Genomic DNA, 25,409 nt, shown 5'->3' on the forward strand with positions numbered 1-25,409 from the left:
CCGCAGCCTGCCCCCGCGCCGGCAGCCGTAGCCCGCGCCCGTGCTGGCAGCCTCGACTGTCGGCAAGCCGCAAAGCAACCGCACCCTGCCGCCCCGGCCCGCCGGCTGCCGCAGGCGCCTCGACCCAGCCGAGCGCCGGGTCAGCCGGCCTCCGCGCCACCCCGCCCATCGGCAGCCGCAGCGCTGCCACCCCCGCCGTCCGCCACGACAACCGCGTTCAGCGCAGCTACCCCGGCAGCCGACCCGCACCCCACTCCCGCAGCGACCAGCCCCCTCGTCGGCCGCGCCCCCTCACACAGCCACCCGGTTGCGGCCCGCCTCCTTCGCCCGATACAGCGCCGCGTCCGCCGTACGAAGTACATCGTCCAGGGTCGGGCCGGCGTCGGGGTGGCGGGCGACTCCGATCGAGACCGACAGCCCGCTCACCCGGACCGTTCCGCTGCCCGTCGAGATCACCACGTTCAGCTCGCCCACCGCCAGCCGGACCCGTTCGGCGATGGCCAGTACGTCGGCGCGGCCGAGGCCCGGCAGGAGCACCACGAACTCCTCGCCGCCGAACCGGCCGACTGTGTCGCCCTGGCGGACCGAACCGGTGATCGCCACCGCGACCGCGGCCAGCACGTCGTCGCCGGTCAGGTGGCCGTAGGTGTCGTTGATGCGCTTGAAGTGGTCCAAGTCGATCATCAGCACGGCGAAGTCGCCGGCTGCGCCGCGGCGCTGGGCGCGGGCGTGCTCGCGGACCGCGGATTCGTGCCAGCCCGCGGTGTTGAGCAGCCCCGTCTTCTCGTCGGTGACCGCGGCGACCTGCAGTTGCTGCTTCAGCAACAGGTACCGGTGCAGCAGCAGCAACGGCGCCACGACGAACACCACCAGCACCGGCTGCTCGACCAGCGCGAGCGCGGCGAGCCCGCCGAGGCAGAGCGTGGCCAGCTCGAAAGCGTTGTCCTCCCAGGTGCCGATCAGGTCGGCCGCCGAGCGCTGGCTCGTGTACAGGTAGATCCCGGCCGCGACGAGGCCGACGTTCACCAGCTCGAACACCGCGGCCGCCAGGCACAGCGCGAACAACCCACGCGGCGTCTGCAACGGCGTCCCGTGCAGACCCAAGATCGCGAGAACGGAGGAAGCCGCGAAACACGAGAGCATCGCCCACGCCGTGCTCGCGACGAAGCGGTGCGCGGGCCGCGTACGCACCTGTCGCCACACTCGCACCCACAGGTGCGCGTAGAGCACCACGGCCAGCAGCGCGACCCAAGCCGGCGGCAGCAGGACGACGCCGGCGAGGTACCAGACGGACGTGACGTTGATGTGCGTCTGCCCGCTCATCCACCGCCGCAACCCTTCGATCCGGCGCGACATCTCGGCCTGCGCCACCCCCAGCGCCACCAGCACGGCAAACCACACGGGACGCACCGCCCCGCCGAACCCGGCGGCCAAAGCGGTCACGGTCGCGACGACGGCGAGCAATTCACAACCGAGCGCGTACGCGATCCAGCGGCCTTTGGCCCCGCTCCACATCGCCCATCGCGCGGGCCAGCCCGGCCAGGTGGAAACCGTTTCCCGGCGCACGGCGGCCTGGGCTCTCAAGAGCCGAGGTCACAGACGTGACGAACCGCCATCGTGACGTACCCCTTGCGCGAAGTTCGGCCGGCAGGTAGCCCAGCGTAGCCGCTTCGGCGACCCCCGTCGCCAGTCCGGGGGATTTGCGGGCATCGCCCCTGCTCGAAGACCCGCGCAGGGTAGATCGGCTCCTTCGGCAACAGGGCAAACAGGACCGAACCGGTCACCCGAACAGGACCAGCTCGGACTGTCGACTGAGGTCAGCTCACCTGCGCAGCTTGCGGATGAACGCCACCAACCCGGCCACCGCCGCGACGCCGATCAGCACGGGGGCCACCCGCTTGAGCACCGACTGGCCCGCGTAGTCGAGGAGGTCGATCGCGTCCGCCTCCGGGGGTGCAGGGACGCTGTGCAGCGGCGGGCGGTCCGCCGGCTTGGGCTTCGGCTCCGTGTTGATCTCCGCCGTCGTCGGGGCCGGCTTGACCGCCGGCTGGGGCTTGGCCACCGGCTCCGCGGTCGCAATCGGCTCGGCCGACGCCGGTTCCGGCACCGGCTTGGGCGCCGGTTCCGCCACGGCCGGAGACGAAGACGCGGGCGCAGGCGCAGGCGCGGCAGAAGTCGCGTCCGGGGCCAGCTTGCCCGACAGGCACCCCGCGAACGTGTCCAGGATCTTCCCGCCCACCTCGCTGATCAACCCGCGGCCGAACTGGGCCGGCTTGCCCGTGATCGCCAAGTCCGTCGAGACTGCTCCGCGGGTTCCGCCGTCAGCCTCCGTCAGGGTCAACGTCACCGTGGCCGCCGCCGTGCCTGCTCCGCGGGAGTCCTTGCCCGAAGCCTTGATCGTCACCTTGCGGGCGGCTTCGTCCTTCTCCAGGAACTCGCCGTTCCCCTTGTACAGCAGCGAAATCGGCCCCAGCTTGACCTTCACCGTGCCGCTGAAGCGGTCGCCCTCGACCTTGGTGAGCGTTGCTCCGGGCATGCAGGGGGCGACGCGCTCCGGGTCGACGACCGCCTGCCAGACCTCGCCGATCGGTGCCGGGACGGTGAATTCGTGGTCGAGCCGCACGGGCCGACCTCCTTTCTGCCGAACCTGGGGTGTCCGCACCCCACCCTAGCCGTCCCGGGGCCGCGGGCCGGCGGACCAGCCGCGGCCCCGGGAACGTGCGTCAGGATCCGGCCGCCGCCGCGATCGCGCGGCCCGTCAGCACCTGGGCCAGGTGACGGCGGTATTCGACGTCCGCGTTGCTGTCGACCGGCGGATTCGTGCCCTCCGCCGCGTGCGAAGCCGCCGCGCGGATAGAGTCCGCCGACGCCTGGACGCCGACCAGCGCCGCCTCGACACCCGAGGCGCGGACCGGGGTCGAGCCCATGTTCGTCAGCGCGACCCGGGCCTCCTCGATGACGCCCGCCTCGGTACGGACCGTCACCGCGACCGCGACCATCGACCACGCCTGGGCGACCCGGTTGAACTTCTCGTAGTGCGCCCGCCACCCGGTGTGCTTGGGCACGCGGACCTCGACCAGCAGCTCGTCCGGCGCCAGCGCCGTGGTGAACAGGTCGCGGAAGAACTCCGCGGCCGGCACCGTGCGCCGCCCCGACGGCCCGGCCAGTACCAGCGACGCCTCCAGGGCGAGGACCGGCGCGAGCAGGTCCCCGGCCGGGTCGGCGTGCGCGATCGCGCCGCCGAGCGTGCCGCGGTGGCGGATCTGGGGGTCGGCCACCGTGTCCGTCGCCTCTTTGAGCAACGCCGCGTGCGAAGCGACCAACGCGTCCCGCTGGACGTCGTAGTGCGTCGTCATCGCGCCGATGACCAGCTCGTCGCCGTCCTCGCGGACGCCGCGCAGTTCCGCGACGCGCCCGAGGTCGATCAGGGTCGTCGGCGCCGCGAGGCGCATCCGCAGCACCGGGAGCAGGCTCTGCCCGCCCGCCAGCACCTTGGCGTCCTCGCCCGCCGCCGCCAGCGCCTGCACCGCTTCGTCCACTGTGGACGGGCGGACGTAGTCGAAGGGAGCCGGGATCACTGCGCACCTCCGGTGGCGTCGATCGAACCGAGCCCGCCACCGGCTTCGCCGCGGCCGGGGCCGCCCGCGTCGCTGGTGCCGTGCTGGATGGCGTGCCAGACCCGCATCGGGGTCAGCGGCATCTCGATGTCGTCGACGCCGAAGTGCCGCACGGCGTCGACCACCGCGTTGACCACCGCCGGGGTGGACGCGATGGTGCCCGCCTCGCCGACGCCCTTGGCGCCGAGCGGGTTGGTCGTCGACGGCGTTTCCGTGCGGTCGGTGGTGAACGACGGCAGATCGGCCGCGGACGGCAGCAGGTAGTCGGCGAACGTACCCGTCGTCAACGTGCCGCTCTCGTCGTGCTCGGTGCCCTCGAACAACGCCTGCGCGATGCCCTGCGCGAGCCCGCCGTGCACCTGGCCTTCGACGATCAGCGGGTTCACCGCGACGCCGACGTCGTCGACGCAGACGTACGAACGCAGCTTGACCCGGCCCGTCTCGGTGTCCACTTCGGCGGCGCACAGGTGCGTGCCGTGCGGGAACGAGAAGTTCTCCGGGTCGAAGGTCGCGTCCGAGTCGAGCGAGGGCTCGACGCCTTCGGGCAGGTTGTGCGCCGCGAACACCGCGAGCGCGACGTCGCCCATCGTCGTCGACGTGTCGGTGCCTTTCACCGTGAACTTGCCGCCGGCGAACTCGAGGTCGTCCTCGGCGCATTCGAGCAGGTGCGCCGCGATCGGCTTGGCTTTGGCGACGACCTTCTCGGCGGCCTTGATGACCGCGATCCCGCCGACCACCAGCGACCGCGAGCCGTAGGTGTCCATGCCCTTGTGCGACGACTGCGTGTCGCCGTGCAGGATCTCGACGTCCTCGAACGCGACGCCCAGCTGGTCGGCGACGATCTGGCTCCACGCCGTCTCGTGGCCCTGGCCGTGCGCGGACGCACCCGTGGTGACCTCGACCTTGCCGGTGGGCAGCATCCGGACCGACGCGTACTCCCAGCCGCCGGCGCCGTAGTCGAGCGAGCCGAGCACCCGCGACGGCGCGAGCCCGCACATCTCGGTGAACGTCGAGATGCCGATGCCGAGCTGCACCTTGTCGCCCGAGCTGCGGCGCTTCTCCTGCTCGGCGCGCAGGCCGTCGTAGTCGAAGAGCTGCTTGGCCTTCTCGGTGGCGGCCTCGTAGTTGCCCGAGTCGTAGGTCAGCCCGCACACCGTGGTGAACGGAAACTCCTCGTGCTTGATCCAGTTCTTCTCGCGCAGCTCCATCGGGTCCATGCCGAGCTCGACGGCGAGCTCGTCCATGATCCGTTCGATCGCGAACGTCGCCTCCGGGCGGCCGGCGCCGCGGTAGGCGTCGGTCAGCGTCGTCGTCGTGTACACGTTGGTGCACGCGAAGTGGTAGGCCGGGATCTTGTAGATCGCGTTGAACATGAACGCGCCGAGGATCGGCACACCCGGGCCCACCAGGCCGTTGTACGCGCCGAGGTTGGCGAGCAGCTCGACCTTGAGCCCGGTGACCTGGCCGTCGCGGGTCGCGGAGATGGTGATGTCCTGGATCTGGTCGCGGCCGTGGTGGGCGGCGAGCATGGTCTCCGACCGCGTCTCGTTCCACTTGACCGGCTTGCCGAGCTTCCGCGCGACCAGCAGCGACATCATCTCTTCCGGCAGCACGCCGATCTTGCCGCCGAAACCGCCGCCGACGTCGGGGGCGATCACGCGCAGCTTGTGCTCGGGGATGCCGAGCGTCAGCGCCGACATCACGCGCAGGATGTGCGGCACCTGCGTGGCCGACCACATGGTGATCTGCGTGCTGGTCGGGTCGACGACGCAGGCCCGCGGCTCCATGAACGCCGGGACGAGCCGCTGCTGGCGGAAGCGGCGCTTGAGGACGACCTCCGACGAGCTGATCGCGTCCTCGACGTTGCCGCCGGTGCCGGCCTCGGCGGAGTCGAACTTCCAGACCGCGCTCGTGTTGGTGCCCAGGTCCTCGTGGACCAGCGCGGCGCCCTCGGCGATCGCGGCCTCCATGTCGAGGATGACCGGCAGCTCGTCGTACTCGACGTCGATTTCCTCGAGCGCGTCGTGCGCTTCGGCCGACGTCCGCGCGACGACGACCGCGACGCCCTCACCGGCGAAGTTGACCGTGTCGGACGCGAGCACCGGGCGCCGCGGCGCCTTCATGTCCGGCGTGATCGGCCACGCGCACGGCATGCCGACCGAGCCGTCCGGGTCGAGGTCCTTGGCGGTGTAGACGGCGATGACGCCGGGCGCGCTCTTCGCCGCCGACGTGTCGATCGAGACGATCTTGGCGTGCGCGATCGGGCTGCGCAGGACCGCCATGTGCAGCAGGCCGGGCAGCGTGATGTTGTCGGTCCAGCGGGTGCGGCCGGTGATCAGCCGCTCGTCCTCCTTGCGGCGGCGGGACTTGCCGACCTCCGGTTCGATCGTGGCGGTCATCAGTCACCACCCACGCCGACGTGCTTGTTCTCGGCGATCCGTTCGGCTTCGGGGCCGGCGCCGGGGCTCATGTTCTGCGCGGCGTCGCGGACCGCGCGGACGATGTTCTGGTAGCCGGTGCAGCGGCAGAGGTTGCCTTCGAGCCCTTCGCGGACGGCCTGTTCGTCCGGGTCGGGGTTGTCGGCCAGCAGGTCGATCGACTGCATGATCATCCCCGGCGTGCAGAACCCGCACTGCAGGGCGTGGTTGTCGTGGAAGGCCTGCTGCACCGGGTGCAGCTTGCCGTCGCGGGCGAGGCCTTCGATGGTGGTGACTTCGCAGCCGTCGGCCTGCACGGCCAGGACGGAGCAGGACTTCACGCTGTGCCCGTCGAGGTGGACGGTGCAGGCGCCGCAGTTGCTGGTGTCGCAACCGACGACGGTACCGACCTTCCCGAGTTTTTCCCGTAGGTGGTGCACGAGGAGGGTGCGGGGTTCGACTTCGTCGGTGTACTTCGTCCCGTCGACGGTGACGGTGATGCGCATCAGGCCTCCAAAAGCCGGTTCGGGAACGGCCCGCCCGATCGTGATCGGGCTCACAGACCCCGAGCGTGCTACGCGACCTTCGCGTGGACAAGCCCTGATGTCACACGTTCAACTACCTGTTCCGCGGATACGCGGGTATTCCGGGCGGGACGCCGCAACCGCGGAATGCCGGACGGGTGAACTTTCGTGCGCCACCCGGAGCAGCGCCCGGCCCGGAAACGGTCAGCCGTGGATGCGCCCCGACAGCGCCGCGAGCCGCTGGCCGCCGCCGCCCCAGCGCAGCGCGATGATCTCCGCCGCGATGGACACCGCCGTCTCCTCCGGGGTGCGCGCACCCAGGTCGAGACCGATCGGCGACGACAGCCTTTCCAGCTCCGCCTCGGTGATCCCGGCCTCGCGCAGGCGGGCGAACCGGTCGTCGTGGGTCTTGCGGGACCCCATCGCGCCCACGTACCCGACGTTCAAGCGCAGCGCCACCTCCAGCAGCGGCACGTCGAACTTCGGGTCGTGGGTCAGCACCGCGATCGCCGTCCGCTGGTCGACGCGGCCCGCGTCCGCCTCGGCCTGCAGGTAGCGGTGCGGCCAGTCGACGACGACCTCGTGCGCGTCCGGGAACCGGCTGGCGGTGGCGAACACCGGTCGCGCGTCGCACACGGTGACCTGGTAGCCGAGGTAGGCGCCCATGCGGGCCATCGCGGCGGCGAAGTCGATCGCGCCGAAGACCAGCAGCCGGGGCGGCGGCTCGAAGGAGTTGACGAACACCGCCATCCCCTCGCCGCGGCGCTGGCCGTCCGGGCCGTAGTGCAGGGTGCCGGTGCGGCCGCTGGCCAGCAGGCCGCGCGCGTCGTCGGCCACCGCGTCGTCCATCCGCGACGACCCCAGCGAGCCTGCGGTGCGGTCCGGCCAGACGATCATGTGCTCGCCGACCAGGCCCTCGCGTTCGTGCTCGATGACCGTGACGACCGCGACGGGCTCGCCGCCGCGCACGGATTCGACCACGTCGCCGAGCTCCGGCATCGACTCGCGGTCGACCGCCTCGACGTAGATGTCGATGATCCCGCCGCAGGTCAGGCCGACCGCGAAGGCGTCGTCGTCGGTGACGCCGTAGCGCTGCAGCACCGGCTTTCGCTCGGCCACGACCTCCTGCGCCAGCTCGTAGACCGCGCCTTCGACGCAGCCGCCGGACACGCTGCCGGCGACCGTGCCGTCGGGGGCGACGACCATCGCGGCGCCCGGCGCGCGCGGCGCCGAGGAGAAGGTGGCGACCACGGTGCCGAGCCCGACGGTCTCACCCGCCGACCAGCGGCGGAACACGTCGTCCAGTACGTCACGCATCGGAAATCTCCCCGAGCAGTCGTTCCAAGGTGGCCAGGGTGTGCCCGGCCAGGAGCCGGTCGATGTGGGGCAGCGCGGCCACGATGCCCGACTGGACCGGAGCGTAGCCCGCACGGCCGGCGTGCGGATTCACCCAGAATACGGCGTGCGCGAGCCGGCGCAGCCGCCCGAGCTGCTCGCCGAGCAGGCCGGTGTCGCCGCGTTCCCAGCCGTCGGAGAACACCGTGACGACCGCGCGGCGCGCCACCCCGCGCCGGCCCCAGCGGTCGAGGAACGCCTGGAGCGTCTCGCCGAGCCGGGTGCCGCCGGCGAAGTCCGGCACCGCCGAGCCCGCCGCGAGCATCGCGCGTTCCGGGTCGCGCTGGCGCAGCTGCCGGGACACGCGGGTCAGCCGCGTGCCGAGGGTGAACACCTCGACGGACTGGGGCGCCGACCGCGTCAGGACGTGGGCGAACCGCAGCAGCGCGTCGGCGTACGGGCTCATCGAACCGGAGACGTCGACGAGCAGCACGACCCGCCGTGGCCGGCCGGCGCGCTTGGCGTGCACGAGTTTCCGCGGCTCGCCGCCGCTGGCGAGCATGGCGCGCAGCGTGCGCGACGGGTCGAGGCGGCCGCGCCGCGACGGCGTCCGGCGGGCGGCCGGGCGCCGCGGGGGCGCGGGTTTCAGCGCGGCCAGCAGTTCGCGGAGGTGCTCGCGCTCGGCGGCGGTGAGCTCGGCGAGGTCGCGGTGGCGCAGGACCTCGTGCGCGCTGGCGGCGACTTTGAGCTGGTCAGGGCCGTCGCCACCCTCGGCGTCCCCGCCTTCGGCGTCGACGAGCGGGGCGATCCTCGCCTGCTTCGGCACGGCGGTCTTCGCGCGCTGCGGGGTGGTCGTCTCGATCGCGAACCACTGGCTGAACGCCTCCTCGTAGCACGGGAGGTCGTCGGGGCTCGAGCACAGCGTCAGCCGGCCGGCCCAGTACAGCTGCGTGGGCTCGGCGACGTCGATCTCGGCGACGGCCGTCAGGTACGCCTGGACGCGGTGGGCGTCGCAGGCGACACCGGCTTCGCGCAGCGCGGCGGCGAAGCCGGCGTACCCGGCGACGGGATCCGCGGCGGTGGTCATGCCTCCATTGTGCGCTTGTCGGGTGTCCCGGCGAGGACTTGAACCTCGGACCTCGGCGTTCGTAGCGCCGCGCTCTGTCCTGCTGAGCTACCGGGACGGGGCGGTCTGCGCACGCGCCCCTCCCCGGACGGGCGCGCAGACCGCGCTCTTCGCCGCGGCCGACCCAAGGTAGCGGGGGTGGGCGCGAAGAGCTTTTCGGAAGGAAAAGGGAAGTCAGCGAACGGCACGGGAGATCGTGCCGCCTATCCGGTCTTGCCGTCGGTTCACGATCTCCTCCTCTCGGGTGGCGGTTTCTGCTGTGCTGGGAAAAGGATGCCCGAATACCCCGCGGGCGGGCAACGCAATTAAGAACACCCGCCTCGACGGTCCTTTGTGGACCGTCGAGGCGGGTGTGGTTTCCGGAGGTCAGGCGGCCTTGGTGCCGGGCTGGACGTTGGCGCAGCCGCGCAGGCCCGCCGTCTTGTTCAGCTCCAGGACCGGGGTCAGCGTCTTCCGGGCGTACGCCTGGAGTTCCGCGAGTTTCGCGGGGTCGACCAGGTCGCGCCGGACGTGGTAGCTGACCCGGTTGCGCGAGTCGATCGTCGAGTTGCCGATCCCCTGGTTCGCGAAGATCGTCACGTAGTCGCGGTCGAACCGCGGGTCCTGGTCGAACTGCAGCGTGGTGATCCACGACCCGATGAACGTGATCAGCTCGGGCTTGGCCTGGGTGAAGACGTAGTCGCGCAGCCCCTGCAGGTCGGAGTCGTGCAGGTAGTCGGCGATCGGCTTGTCGCCGAGGCCGGCCAGGTCGAGCACCCGGATGCGGCTGCCCAGCGACGTCCCGCCGAGGTCGATCAGGCCGACCTGGGCGGTGTCGGGCAGCTTGAGGATGTCCGCGAAGCCGTTGACGGTCTGGGCGTCGCGCTCGGCGACGATGCAGAACGCCGTCTTGACGTTGGCGCGGTAGGTCGTGCCCTGGGTGTAGAGCCCGCTCAGCGAGCTGACCAGCGCCACCGCGAGCAGGCACGCGAGCACGATCCGGCCGCGCAGGCGGGCCGCGGCCAGCGCCTCGACGACCACGATCGCGCCGCCGAACGCGCCGAGCGTCCAGACCGGGGTGGCGAACCGCAGCTGCCCCATCCAGTCGTACTCGAGCACGATGTAGGCGACGACGGTGAGCCCGAACGGCACCAGCAGCGCGATCAGGCCGGTGCGCAGCCGCGACGGCCGGACCAGCAGCATGACCAGGCACGCGACGGCGACCGCGACGGCCAGCCAGCCGACGTAGGAGACGATTTCGCCCGGCCGCGCGAGGTCGTCGAGGTCCGGCGCCTCCTGCCCCTTCGCGACGGCGGTGTTGGGCACCAGCCGGCCGAATTCGAACCAGCGGAACACCACGTAGGCGCCGTACGGCACGGCGAACCCGGCGACCGAAACGACGACCGCGCGGACACTGCGGCCGAGCAGCTCCCGCTTGAGGAACAGCAGGACGACGATCGGGTACGCGCCGGCGTAGATGATGCCGTCGGGCCGGGTCAGCGCGGCCAGCACGGCGATCAGCCCGGTGCCGGCCGCGACCTGCGTGTCGAGCAGCCGGCCGCTCTGCACCGCCCGCAGGATCAGCACGGCGAGCGCGGCGATCGTCAGCGCGTAGAAGGAATTTTCGAGGCCGGAGAAGCACCAGATCACGAACGACGGGATCGCGGCGAGCACGGCCCCCGCGACGAACGTGACCAGCGCGGGCCGGCGGGTGAGCGTCTTCGCGCCGAAGTAGAAGAGGACCAGGACGCCGGCGCAGCAGGCGAGCGCGAGCGCCTTCGGGAAGAGGATCTGGTCGTTGACGCCGAAGAGCGTGCCGTGGTCGAACAGGCCGACGAGCTTGCCCAGGGCGAGCAGCACCATCCAGGTCGGGTTGGAGTACCCCTCGACCGGCGCGGCGCCGGGCTGGAGGACCGGCCCGAAGCCGTCGGCGACGTTGCGCGAGTAAGCGAACGTGATGGCCGCGTCGTCGATCAGCCAGCGGCCGTAGAGCGAGGCGTGCGCGGCGATCAGCGCGGTACCGCCGAGCACGGCGGCCACGGCGGCGAGCCGGGCCCGCCACCCCCGTCGTGCGGTGGCCACGCCGGGCCGATCCGGCTCCGCTTCGGCCACCGGTCTCGTCTCGGTCGTCTCCGCCACGCTCATCCGCAGGTCCTCCCCGGTCTCGGCTTCGTCCGTCGTCCCACCGGGAACTCGTCCCACCGGGATCAGGCGAAGAGGGCGTCGAGTTTCGCCCGGACCCGGTCGAGGTCTTCGCTGTACTTGAGGACGGCGCCCAGTGTCCGCGCCGCCGTGGCCGCGTCCAGCTCGTCGCGCTGCAGAGTCAGCAGGGCTCGCGCCCAGTCGAGTGACTCCGCCACCCCGGGTGGCTTCAGCAGATCCATCTCACGGAGCCGGTGGACCGCTTCTGCGATCTGCTGGGCCAGCACTTCGCCTGTTTCCGGGATCCTACGTCGCAGGATGGCGACCTCCCGCACCAGGTCCGGGTGTTCGAGCCAGTGGTAGAGGCACCGGCGCTTGAGCGCGTCGTGCACTTCCCGGGTCCGGTTCGAGGTCAGCACCACCAGCGGCGGCTGTTCGGCGCGGACTTCGCCGTACTCGGGGATGGTCACGGCGTGTTCGTCGAGCAGCTGCAGCAGGAAGGCCTCGAACTCGTCGTCGGCGCGGTCGATCTCGTCGATGAGCAGGACGCAAGGCGCGCTGATCAGGGCCTGCAGCAGCGGCCGGGCGAGCAGGAACCGCTCGGTGTAGAGCGAGCGCTCGGCGGTCTCGACATCGAGCTGCCCACCCCCGGCGGCTTCGAGGGCACGCAGGTGCAGCAGCTGCCGCGGGAAGTCCCATTCGTAGAGGGCCTGGGAGGCGTCGATGCCTTCGTGGCACTGAAGCCGGACGAGCGGCCGCCCGAGCGCGGCGGCCAGCGCGAGGGCGAGTGACGTCTTGCCGGTCCCGGGCTCCCCTTCGCAGAAGAGGGGGCGCCCCATCCGCAGGGCGAGGAACCCGGCGGTCGCGAGCCCGTCATCGGCGAGGTAACCGGTCGCGTCCAGCGCGGCAGCAAGAGCTTCGGGCGAGTCCGTCACGCCGTCGATCGTAGGCGGCGCGGCGTGCTCACGCCGGGCCCGGGAGGTCGCCGGGCCGGTCGACGTCCCGGCCGCTGCCGAGGTCACCGCACTCGACGAGGGTGAGATCTTCGCGGGTGGCGAGCCAGTCCCGCGCCCCACGGTCGCCTCGGGCGCCGGCGGCGATCTCGGCCCACCAGCGCCGCCCGAGCAGTACGGGATGGCCGGGGGTGCCGTCATAGGCGGCGCGGGCGACGGTGGTTTCGCCGGCGTGGGTGGCGACGCGGGCGAGAACCTCGGACCCGACCCAGGGCAGATCGACGAGCTGAACGAGCGCGGCGACGGGTCCGGGGGTGTCGGCGAGCGCGGCGAGGCCGGCGCGAAGGGAGGCGCCCATACCGCTGGCCCAGTCTTCGGCGAGGACGGCTTGCGAGGGGTCCGGGAGGAGGGCGCGAACTCGGTCTTCGGCGGCCCCGACGACGACCCGGATGGGATGACATCCGGCGGCGGTGAGGGTACGGAGGACGCGGAGGACGAGGGGTTCGCCGTCGATGTGGACGAGGGCTTTGGGGCCGCCGAACCGCCGGCCCGCCCCGGCGGCGAGGAGGAGGCCGGCGACGGGCGGGGCGGTCATGAGGGGGAACCGGCGGTTGGGGCGGCCGCGGGCGGGGCTTGCGGCTGCCGAGGGGGTGCGGCGGTGGGCATCGGCGCCTCCTCAGGCGGCGGCGCGGATCCGGTGGGCGCCGGCTCAGCCATGGGCGGCACTCCGGGCCTCGGCTCCGCTACCCCGCGCGCCCGCGGCCGGGTCAGCCATGGGCTCGGTCCGGGGCTGCTACCGCCAGGTCTGCCTCGATTGCCCGGGCCGTCTCCAGCAACGGGGGAACCAGCTCCGTCCGGACCGACTCTGCCGTTGTGCGGCTCGCGTGGGTCGACAGGTTCACCGCTGCCACCACTCGGCCCCTGCGGTTGCGGATCGGGGCCGCCACCGAGCGGAGGCCCTCCTCCAGCTCCTGGTCCACCATCGCCCAGCCCTGCTCGGCCACCTTGGCCAGCTCCGTGCGGAGGCGGCCGGGGGCGGTGACCGTGTGGTCCGTCAAGCGGTCCAGGCTGGCCACCACGAAGTACGCCTCCAGCTCCGCCTTGCTGAGGCCGGCCAGGAGGACGTGGCCCATCGAGGTCGCGTGGGCCGGGAAGCGGGTGCCCACGCTGATGCTCACCGTCATGATGCGGGACACCGCCACCCGTGCCACGTAGACGATGTCCGTGGCCTCCAGGACCGAGATCGAGCTCGACTCGTGCACGCGCGCCGACAGCTGTTCCAGGTGGGGCTGGGCCACCTCCGGCAACGTCATGCTCGACAAGTACGCGTAACCCAGCTCCAGCACCCGGGCCGTCAGCGAAAAGTACTTGCCGTCCGTGCGGACGTAGCCGAGGTCGGTCAGGGTCAGCAAGAACCGGCGGGCTGCCGCGCGGGTGAGGCCCGTGGCGCGGGCGACGTCGCTCAACGTGAGGACGGACGCGCCCGCGTGGAAAGCCTTGATCACCGCCAGGCCGCGCTCCAGCGACTGCACGTGGTGGGCACCACGGTGCGCCGGCTCGCTGCTCGGCGTGGCCTCGATCGACGGCCTCCCCACGTCCATGCCCGCACCTTATCCGGCGTCGGCGGGCCGGGCGCCCGGCTCGCCGAGCTCGGCCAGGGTGCGCTGGGCGATGGCGAACGCCGCGTTCGCCGCCGGGGCTCCCGCGTACACCGCCGTGTGCAGCAGTACCTCGCCGATCTCCGCGGCCGTCAGCCCGTTGCGGACCGCGGCGCGGACGTGCATCGCCAGCTCGTTGTGCGCCTGCAGCGCGGTCAGCGCCGCCAGCGTGACGCAGCTGCGCGTGCGGCGGTCCAGGCCGTCGCGGGCCCACACCGAGCCCCACGCGCCCTCGGTGATGTAGTCCTGGAACGGGCGGCTGAAGTCCGTCGTGCCCGCGACCGCGCGGTCGACGTGCTCGTCGCCCAGCACCTCGCGCCGCACCTTCATGCCCTGCTCGTGGCGGTCCGTCACGTTCGCTCCAAGTGGTCCAGGATCAGCCGGGTGAACTCCGCCGGCTGCTCGTAGCTGCCCAGGTGCGCGGCGTCCGCCACGACCTCCAGCCGCGCGCCGGGGATGCCCTCGGCGATCGGCCGCGCGTGTTCGCCCGGGGAAGTGGCCGGGTCGTCGGCACCCGCGATGACCAGGGTGGGCGCGGTGATCTTCGGGAGCAGGTCCAGCAGGTCCATCCGCTCGATCGCACCGCAGCAGGCCGCGTAGCCCTCGGCGGGGACGCCTGCGATCATCGCGCGGAGGAACCCGGCCCGGTCCGGATGACGCTCGACGTAGCCCGGCGTCAGCCAGCGGCTCACCCCGGCCCCGGCCACCGCGGCGGTGCCCTCGGCGCGGACCGTGCGCGCCCGCTCCGCCCACATCTGCGGCGGCCCGAGCTTCGCGGACGTGCAGCAGAGCACCAAGCTCGCAACGCGCTCCGGCGCGTGGATGCCGAGCCACATCCCGGTCATGCCGCCGAGCGACAGGCCCACCAGGTGCGCCCGCGCGACGCCGAGCTCGTCGAGCAGCGCGAGAACGTCGGCCCCCAGGTCGTCGAGCTCGTAGGGGCCCGGCGGGACGGGCGAGGCGCCGTGCCCGCGCGTGTCGTACCGGACCACCCGGAAACCGCGCTCGACCAGCGGCGCGACCTGGGGTTCCCACATCCGCAGGTCACTGCCGAGCGACCCGCCGAACACGACCGCCGGGCCGTCCGCCGGGCCTTCGACGACCCGGTGCAGTTTCACCACGCTCACCGCGTCACACCCGGAAGAAGACGGTTTCGCCGTCTCCCTGCAGCCGGACGTCGAAGCGGTAGCCGTCCTCGGTCTTCGCCGCGACCAGCGTGCCGCGCCGCTCCTCCGGGACCGTCGCCAGGACCGGGTCGCCGGTGTTGTCCTGGTCCTCGAAGTAGATCCGCGTGACGACCCGGTTGAGCAGGCCGCGCGCGAACACCGACACGTCGATGTGCCGGGCCTGCGTGGCGCCGCCCTCGCCGGGCACCACGCCCGGGAGCACGGTGAAGATGCCGTAGGTGCCGTCGGGGTTCGTCGGGCAGCGGCCGAAGCCGCGGAACTCGCCGGCTCCCTCGCCGCGGGGGTCGTCGGGGTGGCGGAAGCCGCCGCCCGGGTCGGCCTGCCAGGTCTCGATCATGGCGTCCGGGACCGGGTCGCCGTTGCCGTCGCGGACGGTGCCGCGGATCCAGAACGCGCCGGCCGTGCCCTCGGGCACGACGTGCGGGCCGTCGGGCCAGGGCAGCCCGATCGACAGGTACGGGCCGACGGTCTGCGAAGGGGTGGGCAGCAGCCTGGTCATTCGTCCTCGTCCTCTTCCTCTTCGAACACCGACGCGTCGCGCCCGCGCAGCACGATGTCGAACTGGAAGCCGAGCGCCCACTCGGCCTGGGTGATCTCGTGGTCGTAGCGCGAGACCATCCGCTGCCGGGCCTTCTCGTCCGGGATCGAGTTGAAGATCGGGTCCTGGGAGAACAGCGGGTCGTCCGGGAAGTACATCTGGGTGACCAGGCGCTGGGTGAACGCCGAGCCGAACACCGAGAAGTGGATGTGCGCCGGGCGCCAGGCGTTGTCGTGGTTCTTCCACGGGTAGGCGCCGGGCTTGATGGTGGTGAAGGTGTAGCGGCCGTCGCTGTCGGTCAGGGTGCGCCCGACGCCGTCGAAGTTCGGGTCGAGCGGCGACGGCCAGCGGTCGCCGGTGTGGCGGTAGCGGCCGCCGGCGTTGGCCTGCCAGATCTCGACGAGCGAGTCGCGCACCGGGCGGCCTTCGCCGTCGAGGAGCCGTCCGGTGACGATGATCCGCTGCCCCTGCGGCTCGCCGGCGTGCTGCCGGGTGAGGTCGTTGTCGTGCTCACCGAGGCGCCCCGGCCCGAGCAGCGGGCCGGTGACCTCGGTCAGCATCTGCGGGAGCAGGACGAGGTCCTGCTTCGGGTGCCTCAGCGCCGTCGAGCGGTAGCCGGGGTAGCCCAGGGGCGGGTGGGTGCCTTCGGGGTCTTCCCCGTAGCGCGGCAGCCTGGATTCGGTCGGAGTGGCCACGGTTCTCTCCTTTACCGGCCTTCGAGGACGACGGCGAGGCCCTGGCCGACGCCGATGCAGATGGCGGCGAGGCCCCAGCCCCCGCCGCGGCGGTGCAGGTCGTGCGCCAGGGTGCCGAGGATCCGGCCGCCGGACGCGCCGAGCGGATGCCCGATGGCGATCGCGCCGCCGTGGGTGTTCACGATCTCCGGGTCGAGGTCCTTCCAGTCGCGCAGGCAGGCCAGGGACTGCGCGGCGAAGGCCTCGTTGAGTTCGACCGCGGCCAGGTCGTCCCAGCCGATGCCGGCGCGTTCGAGGGCGATCTCCGCCGCGCGCACCGGGCCGATGCCGAAGACGTCCGGGTCGACACCCGCCGCGCCGCGGCCGGCGATCCGGGCGAGCGGGGCCTTGTTCAGCCGGCTCGCGGCCGCCTCGTCGCCGAGGAGGAGGGCGGAGGCGCCGTCGTTGAGCGGGGAGGCGTTGCCCGCGGTGACGGTGCCGTTCTCCGTGCGGAAGACGGGCTTGAGCTTGGCCAGCTTCTCGGGGCTGGAGTCGGGCCGGATGCCTTCGTCGCGGGTCAGGTCCACGCCTTCGACCGGGACGACCAGGTCGTCGTAGAAGCCGTCGTCCCACGCCTCGGCCGCGTTGACGTGGCTGCGGGCGGCGAAGGCGTCCTGCTCGTCGCGGCCGATGCCGTAGCGCTCGGCGAGCTGCTCGGTGGACTCACCCAGGGAGATCGTCCACTGCGACGGCATCGCCGGGTTCACCATGCGCCAGCCGAGCGCGGTGTTGTAGAGGGTCTGGTTCCCCGTGGGGAACGCCTTCTCGGGCTTCGGCATGACCAGCGGCGAGCGGGTCATCGACTCGACACCGCCGGCGACGACCAGGGACGCGTCGCCGGTCTGGATCGCGCGGCTGGCCTGGATCGCCGCGTCGAGACCGGAGCCGCAGAGGCGGTTGACCGTGCTGCCCGGGACGGTCGTGGGCCAGCCCGCGAGGAGCGCCGCCATGCGGGCGACGTTGCGGTTGTCCTCCCCCGCGCCGTTCGCGTCGCCGAGGGTGACTTCGTCCACTGTGGACGGATCGAGGTCGTTGCGCTGCTGGAGCGCCTTGAGCACGCCCGCGGCCAGGTCGTCGGGGCGGACGCCGGCCAGTGCGCCGCCGTAGCGGCCGAACGGGGTGCGGATCGCGTCGATGATGTAGACGTCGGTCATGCGCTTGCCTTCTCCAGGTCCCGCAGGAGGGTCAGCTCCTGCGCCGTGGGGGCGGGGGTGGTCGCGAGGTCGTCGGACACCTTCAGTTTCCACCCCGTGGCCGCGATGGCGCGGTCGAGGTCCACGCCGGTGTGCAGCTCCGTCAGCGTCAGCTCCGACGTCTCCGGGTCCGGGCGCAGCAGGCCCAGGTCCGTCACCACGAGCGTCGGGCCCCGGCCCGGGAGGCCCAGGCGCGCGCGGTCGCCCTTGCCCGTTCCGTGGCCGAACGACGTCACGAAGTCGACCTTCTCCACGAACGCCCGGGGGTTCTGGCGCAGGACGATGAACACCTCGCCGCACGAGGCCGCGATCTCCGGGGCGCCGCCCGCGCCCGGGAGCCGGACCTTCGGGTCGTGGTAGTCCGAGCCGATCACCGTGGTGTTGATGTTGCCGAACTTGTCGAGCTGGGCCGCGCCGAGGAAGCCGACGTCGATGCGGCCCGGCTGGAGCCAGTAGTTGAACACCTCCGGGACGCTGATCACCGCGTCCGCCGTGTCGGCCAGCTCGCCGTCGCCGATGGACAGCGGCAGCCGGGACGGCTTCGCGCCCAGGCAGCCGGATTCGTAGATGAGCGTCAGGTTCGGGGCGTGCGCGCGGCGGGCGAGGTTCGCCGCCTTGCTCGGCAGGCCGATCCCGACGAAGCAGGACGTGCCGTCGCCGAGCGCGCGGGCCGCCGCGACGCTCATCATCTCGTCGGCGGAATACTGGGCGCTCATGCCGTCACCCCGGTCAGCTCGTTCAGCCACTTCGTGAACTCTTCGCGGTCGCGGCCCACCTCGTCCCACGCCTGGTACGCAGCGTTGTCCCGCTCGTAGTACCCGGCCGCGTACGACGGCTTGGCGCCGCCCGGGACCTCGGCCACCGCGGTGACCACCCATGCCGGCAGCACGACCGCGCCGGGGCGCGGTTCCAGCTCGTCGACGATCTCCTCGACCGTCACCAAGGACCGTTTCGCCGCCAGCACGGCTTCCTTCTGGACACCGGTGATGCCCCACATCTGGACGTTCCCGCTCCGGTCCGCGCGCTGGGCGTGGACGATCGAGACGTCCGGGTTCAGCGCCGGTACCGCGGTGAGCTGTTCGCCGGTGAAGGGGCAGGTGATCGGCTTGATCGTGGCGGTCTGGGCCGGCAGGTCGGTGCCCGTGTAGCCGCGCAGCACCGCGAAGGGCAGGCCGGACGCGCCGGCGACGTACCGGTTCGCCATGCCCGCGTGGCTGTGTTCCTCGATCTCCAGCGGCACCGGCCAGTCGTGCTGGACGGCGTCGCGGAACCGGTGCAACGAGCCGACGCCCGGGTTGCCGCCCCACGAAAAGACCAGCTTGCGCGCGCAGCCGGCGCCGATCAGCTGGTCGTAGACGATGTCAGGGGTCATCCGCACCAGGGTGAGATCCCGCCGGCGTTGCCGGATGATCTCCTGCCCGGCCGCGACCGGGATGAGGTGCGTGAACCCTTCGAGCGCGACGGTGTCGCCGTCGTGCACCAGCCGGTCCACGGCCTCCTCCAGCGACAGCAGCTCCGCCATCCCGCCCTCCGTCCGATCGGATTGTTCGCATCACGCACACTCGTTCTGCAACCGAACATAGCACGCTGACGGCCGCGCCGACCAGACGTCTTCCACCCAATGGATGACGCACGCACGCCGAAGACGAAAAAGGGTCCGAACAGGTTGACCAGCGCGGCCAGCCCCAGCCCGATCGCGTGCCCGGCGGCGGCGAAGGCCTCGCGCAGCGGTTCGCCGCCGCCGCGAGCGCGCGCCACGGCGTCTTACATGGTCAAGGCAGGTTCTCCGGAGACCTCGCGAGCGCGCGTCAAGATCGCCTCGGTGGACGCGATCGCCTCGACGCAGCCCCGCCCGCCGCAGTGGCAGGACGGGCCGCCGTCGGCGATTGGGACGTGCCCGATCTCTCCCGCGACTCCGTGCGCGCCGATGAAGGGCCAGGCGGCCTTGGTGACCGCGGCAGAGGACGACCCCGTACGGCGGGCGACGACGCGGGAAACCGGCCCTTCGGTCAGGACCGTGGTGAACACGGTCGCGGCCGCGGGGCTGGCGATCGGCGCCTTTACGCTGGTCAGCCCTACGCTGTCGGGCATGTCGCTCGTCGAACACGACCCGGCGCACCGGCTCTGGCTGCTGCGCACCCCCGAGAGCTCGTACGCCTTCCGGCTGGACGACGCCGACCGGCCGCGGCACGTCCACTGGGGCGCGCCGCTGACCCTGGACCAGGCCACGCAGGTCGCCGCGCGCCGCAACCCGGCCGACAGCAGCTTCGACGAGCCCGGGGACGAGCGGCAGGAGCTCCCGGCCGAGGGCGGCGCGTTCTTCGGCGTCGCGGCGCTGGCCGTGCGGTACGCGGACGGGACGTCGGCGCTCGAATGGCGTTACGACGGCTTCGCGCTCGAAGACGACACGCTCGTCGTGCGGCTCGCCGACCGGCACTACCCCCTCGAGCTGTCCCTGCACTACCGCGTCCGCGGCGACGTCGTCGAACGCTGGACGTCGCTGCGGCACACCGGCGCCGGCGAGGCGATCTCGTTGCTGCGCACCGATTCCGCGTCGTGGACCCTCCCCCGGCGTGACGGCGCGCGACTGACCCGGACGTCCGGCGCGTGGAGCGCCGAGTACGGCGTGCTGCGCGAACCCGTGCCGGTCGGCGAAACCACGCTGACCAGCCGTCGCGGGGTCTCCAGCCACCAGGTCGACCCGTGGGTGATGCTCGACGCGGGCGACGCGACGGAGACCTCCGGCGAGGTGTGGTCGTCGGCGCTGGCGTGGAGCGGGAGCTGGCGGATCACCGTGGAACGCACGCACACCGGCCGCGTCACGTGGACCGGCGGGTTCGGCCACGACCACGTCGCCTGGCCGCTGTGGCCGGGAGAAACGTGGGAGACACCGGTGTTCGCCGGGCTCTACGCGGCCGACGGCTTCGGCGGGACCAGCCGGCGCTGGCACGCCTACGTCCGAAAGTTCGTGCAGCCACACCCGGGCGAGCTGCGGCCGGTCGTCTACAACTCGTGGGAAGCGACCGGCTGGGACGTCGACGAGCGGACCGAAACCGACCTGGCGGCCGCGGCGGCCCGCGTCGGAGCCGAACTGTTCGTCATGGACGACGGCTGGTTCGGCGCCCGCACCGGCGACACCGCGGGTCTCGGCGACTGGATCGCCAACGAACAGCGCTTCCCGGCCGGGCTGCAGCCGTTGGTCGACGCCGTGCACGCGCACGGGATGCGGTTCGGGCTGTGGGTCGAGCCGGAGATGGTCAACCCCGACAGCGACCTCTACCGCGCGCACCCGGACTGGGTGCTGCACATGGCGCACCGGGAGCGCACGACGTTGCGCAACCAGCTCGTGCTCAACTTCGCGCGCCCGGACGTCGCGGACTGGGCGCACGAGTGGCTCGACCGCCTGGTCGGCGAGCACGGCATCGACTACCTCAAGTGGGACATGAACCGCGCGTTCACCGAGGCCGGCTGGCCGGCGGCGGGACCGGACGCGCAGCGGCTGTGGGCCGGGCACGTCCGCGCGGTGTACGCGATCCTGGACCGGCTGCGCGCCGACCACCCGGACCTGCGGATCCAGGGGTGCGCGGGCGGCGGCGGGCGCACCGACCTGGGGATCCTCGCGCGCACCGACGAGATCTGGGCGTCGGACAACACCGACGCCGCCGACCGGATCACCATCCAGCACGGCTACGGGCAGATCTACCCGGCGGGCACGATGTCCGCCTGGGTCACCGACAGCCCGAACCCGGCGACGCACCGGGAGGCGCCGCTGAGCTTCCGGTTCCACGTGGCGATGGCGGGCGTGCTCGGCCTGGGCGGCGACCTGCCGCGCTGGACACCGGGCGAACTCGCCGAGGCGGCGACGCTCGTGGCGCTGTACAAGGAGATCCGGCCGGTGGTGCAGCACGGCGTGCTGTACCGGCTGGCGGATCCGGCGGTTTCGGCGCTGACGGCCGTGCAGTACGTCCTGGGCGCCGAGGTGGTCGTCTTCTTCTGGCGGCGGCCCACGGAGTTCGCGCGGCCGTACACCCCGCCGCGGCTCGCCGGGCTGGATCCGGCCGGGCGCTACCGCGACCAGGACGGCGTCGTGCACCACGGGGCCGTGTTGCTGAGCCACGGGCTCGACGTCTCGTGGCCGGGAAGCGGGTACGCGAGTGCGGTGGTGCGGCTGACGCGCGTGGGCTGAATCGTCGGTGACATCGGGGGCTCCGCCCCAGTCGGGGGCTCCGCCACCCGAACCCCCGAAAACCGTGGGTGGGGTGCCCTAGGCTGTCGTCGTGGCCAAGATCGCGGTGACCCGGTGGATTCCCGACGACGCGGTGAAGCTCCTCGCCGAAGCAGGCGACGTGGAGGTTTCCCCCGCCGATCGGCCGCTGACGCCTGCGGAACTGCACGAGTTCGTCGCGGGCGCTTCGGCCGTCGTCGGGATGCTGCACGACCGGCTCGACGGCGCGCTGGCCGACGCCGCCGGTCCCGGGCTGAAGGTGGTCGCGAACGTGGCCGTGGGGTACGACAACGTCGACGTCCCGGCGCTGGCCTCGCGCGGGATCGTCGTCACCAACACCCCGGGCGTGCTCACCGACGCCACCGCCGACCTCGCCTTCGGGCTGCTACTCGCGGTCACGCGGCGGCTGGGCGAAGGAGAACGGCTGCTGCGCTCGCGCACGCCGTGGTCGTTCCACCTCGGGTTCCTCCTCGGTTCCGGGCTGCAGGGCAAGACGCTGGGCATCGTCGGGCTCGGGCAGATCGGGCGGGCGGTGGCTCGCCGGGCCACCGCGTTCGGGATGTCGGTCGTCTACTCCGGACGGTCCAAACAGGACTTCGATGCCGAGTACGTGTCGTTCGACGAGCTGCTGGCGCGCTCGGACGTCGTCTCGCTGCACTGCCCGCTGACGCCCGAGACGCGGCACCTCGTCGACGCCGCCGCGTTGCGGGCCATGAAACCCGGCGCGTACCTGGTGAACACGACCCGCGGGCCGGTCGTCGACGAAGCCGCGCTGGCCGACGCGCTGGAAGCCGGGGAGATCGCCGGCGCGGCGCTCGACGTGTTCGAGAAGGAACCGGAGGTCGAACCGCGCCTGCTCGGCCGGGACGACGTCGTGCTGAGCCCGCACCTGGGGTCGGCGACGGTCGAAACGCGCACCGGGATGGCCGTGCTGGCCGCCCGCAACGTCGCGGCGGTGCTCGCCGGGCGTCCCCCGCTGACGGAGGTGAAGCCGTGACCCGGGTCGTCATCGCGCCCGACAAGTTCAAGGGCAGCCTCACCGCGGTCGAGGCCGCGGAGGCGATCGCGCTCGGCGTGCGGGATGCCTTGCCGGACGCGGACATCGTCACGTGCCCGGTCGCCGACGGCGGCGAAGGCACCCTCGACGTCCTGGAAGCGGCGGGCGCGCGGATCGTGCGGCTGACGGTCCGGGGCCCGCTCGAGGAGTCCGTCCCGGCGCGGTACGCGGTGCTGGACGGCACGGCGTACGTCGAATCCGCGCGGGCGTGCGGCATCGAATTCGTCGAACCTTCCCCGGCGACGGCGCTGGCCGCGCACACCTGGGGCGTCGGCGAACTCCTGGCGGACGCGCTGATCCACGGCGCGAAGGGGCTGGTGCTCACGGTCGGCGGCACGGCCAGCACGGACGGCGGCGCCGGGATGCTCGGCGCGCTCGGGGCCGGGGTGCTGGACGCGTTCGGCGCGCCCGTCGGCCTGGGCGGCGGGACGTTGGGGCGGGTCGCCTCGACCGAGCTCGCGCCGGTGCGGGAACGGCTGGCCGGCGTACGCGTGGCGGTGGCGACCGACGTCACGAACACGTTGCTGGGCCCGGAAGGCGCGGCGGCGGTGTTCGGGCCGCAGAAGGGCGCGGGCCCGGCGGAAGTCGCGGCGCTCGACGAGGCGCTGGGGCGGTGGGCGCACGCGCTGCAGGTGGGCGGGGCGCCGGACGTGGCGCGCGTACCGGGTGCCGGAGCGGGCGGCGGGGTCGCGGCCGGGGCGATCGCGCTCGGCGCGAGCGTGGAGTCCGGGTTCGACCTGATCGCGGGACTGACCGGAGTCGATCAGGCTTTGGACGGCGCCGATCTCGTGATCACCGGCGAGGGGTCGCTGGACGAGCAGAGTCTCAACGGCAAGGCGCCGGCCGGGATCGCCGACCGGGCGCGGGGAATCCCCCTGATGGTGCTCGCCGGGCGGATCCAGCTCGATGCCGCCGGGCTGGCGCGGCTCGGCGTCGTCGGGAGCAGCGCGTTGATCGACCACGCGCCCTCGCTGGACCACGCGCGGGCGCACGCGGCGGAACTGCTGCGCGCACGCGCGGCCGAGCTGGTCCGGGAGTGGCGGTCCCGCTGAACCACGAGCGGACGGGCCGTTCGCACCCGAAGAGCGAAAGGCCCGTCCGCCGCGGTCAGCTCGTGTGCTGGGGCAGCACGGCGAACGCCACGCCGCCGGCTTCGTCCTCCTGGACGTCCAGCACCTTGTCGTCTAGGAGGGCCGCCGCCTGGGGTTCGAGGAAGACCTTCGGGCCTTCGTCGGTACCCAGCACGCTGTCGCCCTCCGCCGGTTCCAGGGCGACCGACAGGGCCAGCTGAGCGCTTTCCCCGTCGGCGTTCTGGACCGCCAGGCGCAGCCCGGCGTCGCTGTCGCTCTCTCCCTGGCTGGTCAGCGCGGTGATCGCCTCGGCGGCGGCTTCGGTCACGGTCAGCATCTTCGGCCTTCCCTTCGTCGCGGTCCGATGCACTGGTGCCCCACGCTAGGGGCGCCCGAACGGGTGTGCAGGCTGAGCGGATCAGCCCTGCCGGGACGCCCGGATGGCGTCGGCCACCGACTCACCCGCGTAGATCGCCTGTTCGCCCCGGTCGGGCCCGGTGTGCCGCTGCGGCACGGTGTCTTCCGGGACCACCGGCTCGAAGTCCGGCGGGGCGTCCTCGATCGTTTCGTCGAGCTCCGCCGCCGGCGTCGCGGCCAGCGGGCGGTCCGGGATCGGCTCCGGCTCGGTGTCCGGGACTTCTTCGGACAGGCGCATGTCCATCGGCTCGCCTTCGCGGATCTCCCGGGGCGTGGTGCCGTAGCGGTTCGCGGCGCTCCAGTGCTCGGGTGGCTCGACGCCCTTCTCGAGCGGGTCCACGCGCAGCTCGTCCTCGTCCAGCGCCTCGCTGGGGCTCAGGCTTTGCGGTTCGGCCGAGTCACGGTCACTCACAGGTGTCTCCTGGCGTCGGAAATGTGCTTCGCCGGTGACCTACCCCGCTGGTCGGGGCGGTGAAACCCCGCGGTGTCACGGGGATCACATTTGTTCAACGGGTTTAACACATTCACAAGTTTGTGAACGCAGGGTAGGTTGGGATCATGGCCACCACCAGGTGTGCACCGGATCGCCGGCTGCTCGCCACCGACCCGGACCGCCACCACGAGCTCGGCACGCACGCCGCGTGGTACGTGGTGGCCGGCGTGGTGACAACCGGGATCCAGGCGGTTCTGTTCCTCCTGCTGCACGACGAGCTCGGCTCCCAGGTGGCGAACCTGGTCGCGATCGCGCTGACGACGGTGGGCAACACCGAGTTCCACCGCCGGGTCACCTTCGCGGGACGGCGGAGCAACGCGGGCAAGCGGCACCTGCAGGACCTGCTGACGTTCGCGTTCTACGCGCTGTACGGCTCGGCGGTCCTGGCGCTGCTGGACGCCTTCGTCGACCGGCCGACATCGTGGGAGGAGACCGGCACGCTGTTGCTGGCCAGCCTGGTCGGCGGCTTCGCGCGGTTCGCGGTGCTGCGCTGGTGGGTCTTCGCCCACCACACCGAGCCGGCCCCGGCAACGCAGGCCGGCTAGCACCGGCGGTTCGCGCGGCTCGGCCGACGCCCGGCAGACCGGAAGGCTCGCCACCCTCGCGCGGGATTCGCACTCGGGGTCGGACAGCCCCCGAACCCACGCCGCCAACGCCGGCGCCCTCGCACCGCACCGGCCCCCGGCCGATTCACCCGCCCGCACCGCCTCCTGCGCGATCCGCGACCCGCGCCAACCCGGCCCG

At 72.5% G+C, this 25,409-nt stretch carries 25 protein-coding genes and 1 tRNA gene; 4 read left to right on the top strand and 22 right to left on the bottom strand.

Annotated elements, in window-relative coordinates:
* Nucleotides 1–291 precede the first annotated feature (291 nt).
* The 20 genes from C2L59_RS15335 to C2L59_RS48950 form a co-directional block, all read right to left on the bottom strand.
* Entirely contained in the window at nt 292–1,515 is a 1,224-nt protein-coding gene (locus C2L59_RS15335; RefSeq protein ID WP_103350184.1) for a GGDEF domain-containing protein, read from the bottom strand.
* A 307-nt stretch (nt 1,516–1,822) separates the two neighbouring features.
* Nucleotides 1,823–2,623 carry an SRPBCC domain-containing protein gene (locus C2L59_RS15340; RefSeq protein ID WP_103350185.1) on the bottom strand — a complete coding sequence of 267 codons (801 nt, stop codon included), beginning with the start codon at nt 2,621–2,623 and terminating at the stop codon, nt 1,823–1,825.
* Between the two features lie 100 nt (nt 2,624–2,723).
* Nucleotides 2,724–3,578: a xanthine dehydrogenase family protein subunit M gene (locus C2L59_RS15345; protein ID WP_103350186.1), complete on the bottom strand. Its 855-nt coding sequence runs from the start codon at nt 3,576–3,578 to the stop codon at nt 2,724–2,726.
* Nucleotides 3,575–6,016 (bottom strand): xanthine dehydrogenase family protein molybdopterin-binding subunit, encoded by a 2,442-nt coding sequence (locus C2L59_RS15350; RefSeq protein ID WP_103350187.1) that lies wholly within the window; start codon nt 6,014–6,016, stop codon nt 3,575–3,577. Before C2L59_RS15350 ends, C2L59_RS15345 begins: the two co-directional genes overlap by 4 nt.
* Nucleotides 6,016–6,540 carry a (2Fe-2S)-binding protein gene (locus tag C2L59_RS15355; RefSeq protein WP_003068341.1) on the bottom strand — a complete coding sequence of 175 codons (525 nt, stop codon included), beginning with the start codon at nt 6,538–6,540 and terminating at the stop codon, nt 6,016–6,018. Before C2L59_RS15355 ends, C2L59_RS15350 begins: the two co-directional genes overlap by 1 nt.
* Before the next feature lie 222 nt (nt 6,541–6,762).
* Entirely contained in the window at nt 6,763–7,875 is a 1,113-nt protein-coding gene (locus C2L59_RS15360) for an XdhC/CoxI family protein (protein ID WP_103350188.1), read from the bottom strand.
* On the bottom strand, nt 7,868–8,980 hold the full coding sequence (locus tag C2L59_RS15365; protein WP_103350189.1) for a VWA domain-containing protein: 1,113 nt from the start codon (nt 8,978–8,980) through the stop codon (nt 7,868–7,870). Before C2L59_RS15365 ends, C2L59_RS15360 begins: the two co-directional genes overlap by 8 nt.
* Before the next feature lie 23 nt (nt 8,981–9,003).
* Nucleotides 9,004–9,077, bottom strand: a tRNA-Arg gene (locus C2L59_RS15370).
* 308 nt (nt 9,078–9,385) lie between these two features.
* Nucleotides 9,386–11,143 carry a hypothetical protein gene (locus tag C2L59_RS15375; RefSeq protein WP_103350190.1) on the bottom strand — a complete coding sequence of 586 codons (1,758 nt, stop codon included), beginning with the start codon at nt 11,141–11,143 and terminating at the stop codon, nt 9,386–9,388.
* A 62-nt stretch (nt 11,144–11,205) separates the two neighbouring features.
* The gene (locus C2L59_RS15380) at nt 11,206–12,075 is read right to left on the bottom strand and encodes a MoxR family ATPase (protein WP_103350206.1); all 870 of its coding nucleotides are present in this window, start codon (nt 12,073–12,075) and stop codon (nt 11,206–11,208) included.
* A 28-nt stretch (nt 12,076–12,103) separates the two neighbouring features.
* Nucleotides 12,104–12,688, bottom strand: coding sequence for an NTP transferase domain-containing protein (locus C2L59_RS15385; RefSeq protein WP_103350191.1), 585 nt, complete (start codon nt 12,686–12,688; stop codon nt 12,104–12,106).
* A gap of 172 nt (nt 12,689–12,860) precedes the next feature.
* Nucleotides 12,861–13,694: an IclR family transcriptional regulator C-terminal domain-containing protein gene (locus tag C2L59_RS15390; protein ID WP_103350192.1), complete on the bottom strand. Its 834-nt coding sequence runs from the start codon at nt 13,692–13,694 to the stop codon at nt 12,861–12,863.
* A gap of 9 nt (nt 13,695–13,703) precedes the next feature.
* Nucleotides 13,704–14,105, bottom strand: a complete 402-nt coding sequence (gene pcaC / locus C2L59_RS15395; RefSeq protein ID WP_103350193.1) for a 4-carboxymuconolactone decarboxylase — start codon at nt 14,103–14,105, stop codon at nt 13,704–13,706.
* The gene (gene pcaD, locus C2L59_RS15400; protein WP_103350194.1) at nt 14,102–14,878 is read right to left on the bottom strand and encodes a 3-oxoadipate enol-lactonase; all 777 of its coding nucleotides are present in this window, start codon (nt 14,876–14,878) and stop codon (nt 14,102–14,104) included. The genes pcaC and pcaD overlap by 4 nt, the downstream gene beginning before the upstream one ends.
* Nucleotides 14,879–14,882: 4 nt before the next feature.
* Nucleotides 14,883–15,437, bottom strand: coding sequence for a protocatechuate 3,4-dioxygenase subunit alpha (gene pcaG, locus C2L59_RS15405; RefSeq protein ID WP_103350195.1), 555 nt, complete (start codon nt 15,435–15,437; stop codon nt 14,883–14,885).
* Entirely contained in the window at nt 15,434–16,171 is a 738-nt protein-coding gene (gene pcaH / locus C2L59_RS15410) for a protocatechuate 3,4-dioxygenase subunit beta (RefSeq protein ID WP_103350196.1), read from the bottom strand. The genes pcaG and pcaH overlap by 4 nt, the downstream gene beginning before the upstream one ends.
* 11 nt (nt 16,172–16,182) lie before the next feature.
* Entirely contained in the window at nt 16,183–17,364 is a 1,182-nt protein-coding gene (locus C2L59_RS15415) for a thiolase family protein (protein ID WP_103350197.1), read from the bottom strand.
* On the bottom strand, nt 17,361–18,119 hold the full coding sequence (locus C2L59_RS15420) for a CoA-transferase subunit beta (protein WP_103350198.1): 759 nt from the start codon (nt 18,117–18,119) through the stop codon (nt 17,361–17,363). The genes C2L59_RS15415 and C2L59_RS15420 overlap by 4 nt, the downstream gene beginning before the upstream one ends.
* Nucleotides 18,116–18,925, bottom strand: coding sequence for a CoA transferase subunit A (locus C2L59_RS15425; RefSeq protein WP_103350199.1), 810 nt, complete (start codon nt 18,923–18,925; stop codon nt 18,116–18,118). Before C2L59_RS15425 ends, C2L59_RS15420 begins: the two co-directional genes overlap by 4 nt.
* Nucleotides 18,926–19,167: 242 nt before the next feature.
* On the bottom strand, nt 19,168–19,494 hold the full coding sequence (locus tag C2L59_RS48950) for an ROK family protein (RefSeq protein WP_233223512.1): 327 nt from the start codon (nt 19,492–19,494) through the stop codon (nt 19,168–19,170).
* Here C2L59_RS48950 and C2L59_RS15435 point away from each other — a divergent pair.
* From C2L59_RS15435 to C2L59_RS15445, 3 genes are all read left to right on the top strand, one after another.
* Complete coding sequence (locus C2L59_RS15435; protein WP_103350200.1) at nt 19,493–21,589, top strand: alpha-galactosidase; 2,097 nt, start codon at nt 19,493–19,495, stop codon at nt 21,587–21,589. The two genes, C2L59_RS48950 and C2L59_RS15435, sit on opposite strands and share 2 nt — an antisense overlap.
* Nucleotides 21,590–21,680: 91 nt before the next feature.
* Nucleotides 21,681–22,625 carry a D-glycerate dehydrogenase gene (locus C2L59_RS15440; RefSeq protein WP_103350201.1) on the top strand — a complete coding sequence of 315 codons (945 nt, stop codon included), beginning with the start codon at nt 21,681–21,683 and terminating at the stop codon, nt 22,623–22,625.
* On the top strand, nt 22,622–23,737 hold the full coding sequence (locus C2L59_RS15445) for a glycerate kinase (protein ID WP_103350202.1): 1,116 nt from the start codon (nt 22,622–22,624) through the stop codon (nt 23,735–23,737). The genes C2L59_RS15440 and C2L59_RS15445 overlap by 4 nt, the downstream gene beginning before the upstream one ends.
* 55 nt (nt 23,738–23,792) lie before the next feature.
* Here C2L59_RS15445 and C2L59_RS15450 read toward each other — a convergent pair whose 3' ends face one another.
* Entirely contained in the window at nt 23,793–24,092 is a 300-nt protein-coding gene (locus C2L59_RS15450) for an iron-sulfur cluster biosynthesis family protein (protein ID WP_103350203.1), read from the bottom strand.
* A gap of 81 nt (nt 24,093–24,173) precedes the next feature.
* Nucleotides 24,174–24,584, bottom strand: a complete 411-nt coding sequence (locus C2L59_RS15455; RefSeq protein WP_103350204.1) for a hypothetical protein — start codon at nt 24,582–24,584, stop codon at nt 24,174–24,176.
* Between the two features lie 146 nt (nt 24,585–24,730).
* On the opposite strand from C2L59_RS15455, the gene C2L59_RS15460 reads away from it, so the two are divergent.
* Complete coding sequence (locus C2L59_RS15460; RefSeq protein ID WP_103350205.1) at nt 24,731–25,210, top strand: GtrA family protein; 480 nt, start codon at nt 24,731–24,733, stop codon at nt 25,208–25,210.
* Nucleotides 25,211–25,409: the final 199 nt, after the last annotated feature.

Origin of the sequence: Amycolatopsis sp. CA-128772, from assembly GCF_002904295.1 — a bacterium.
Taxonomy (GTDB): Bacteria; Actinomycetota; Actinomycetes; order Mycobacteriales; family Pseudonocardiaceae; genus Amycolatopsis.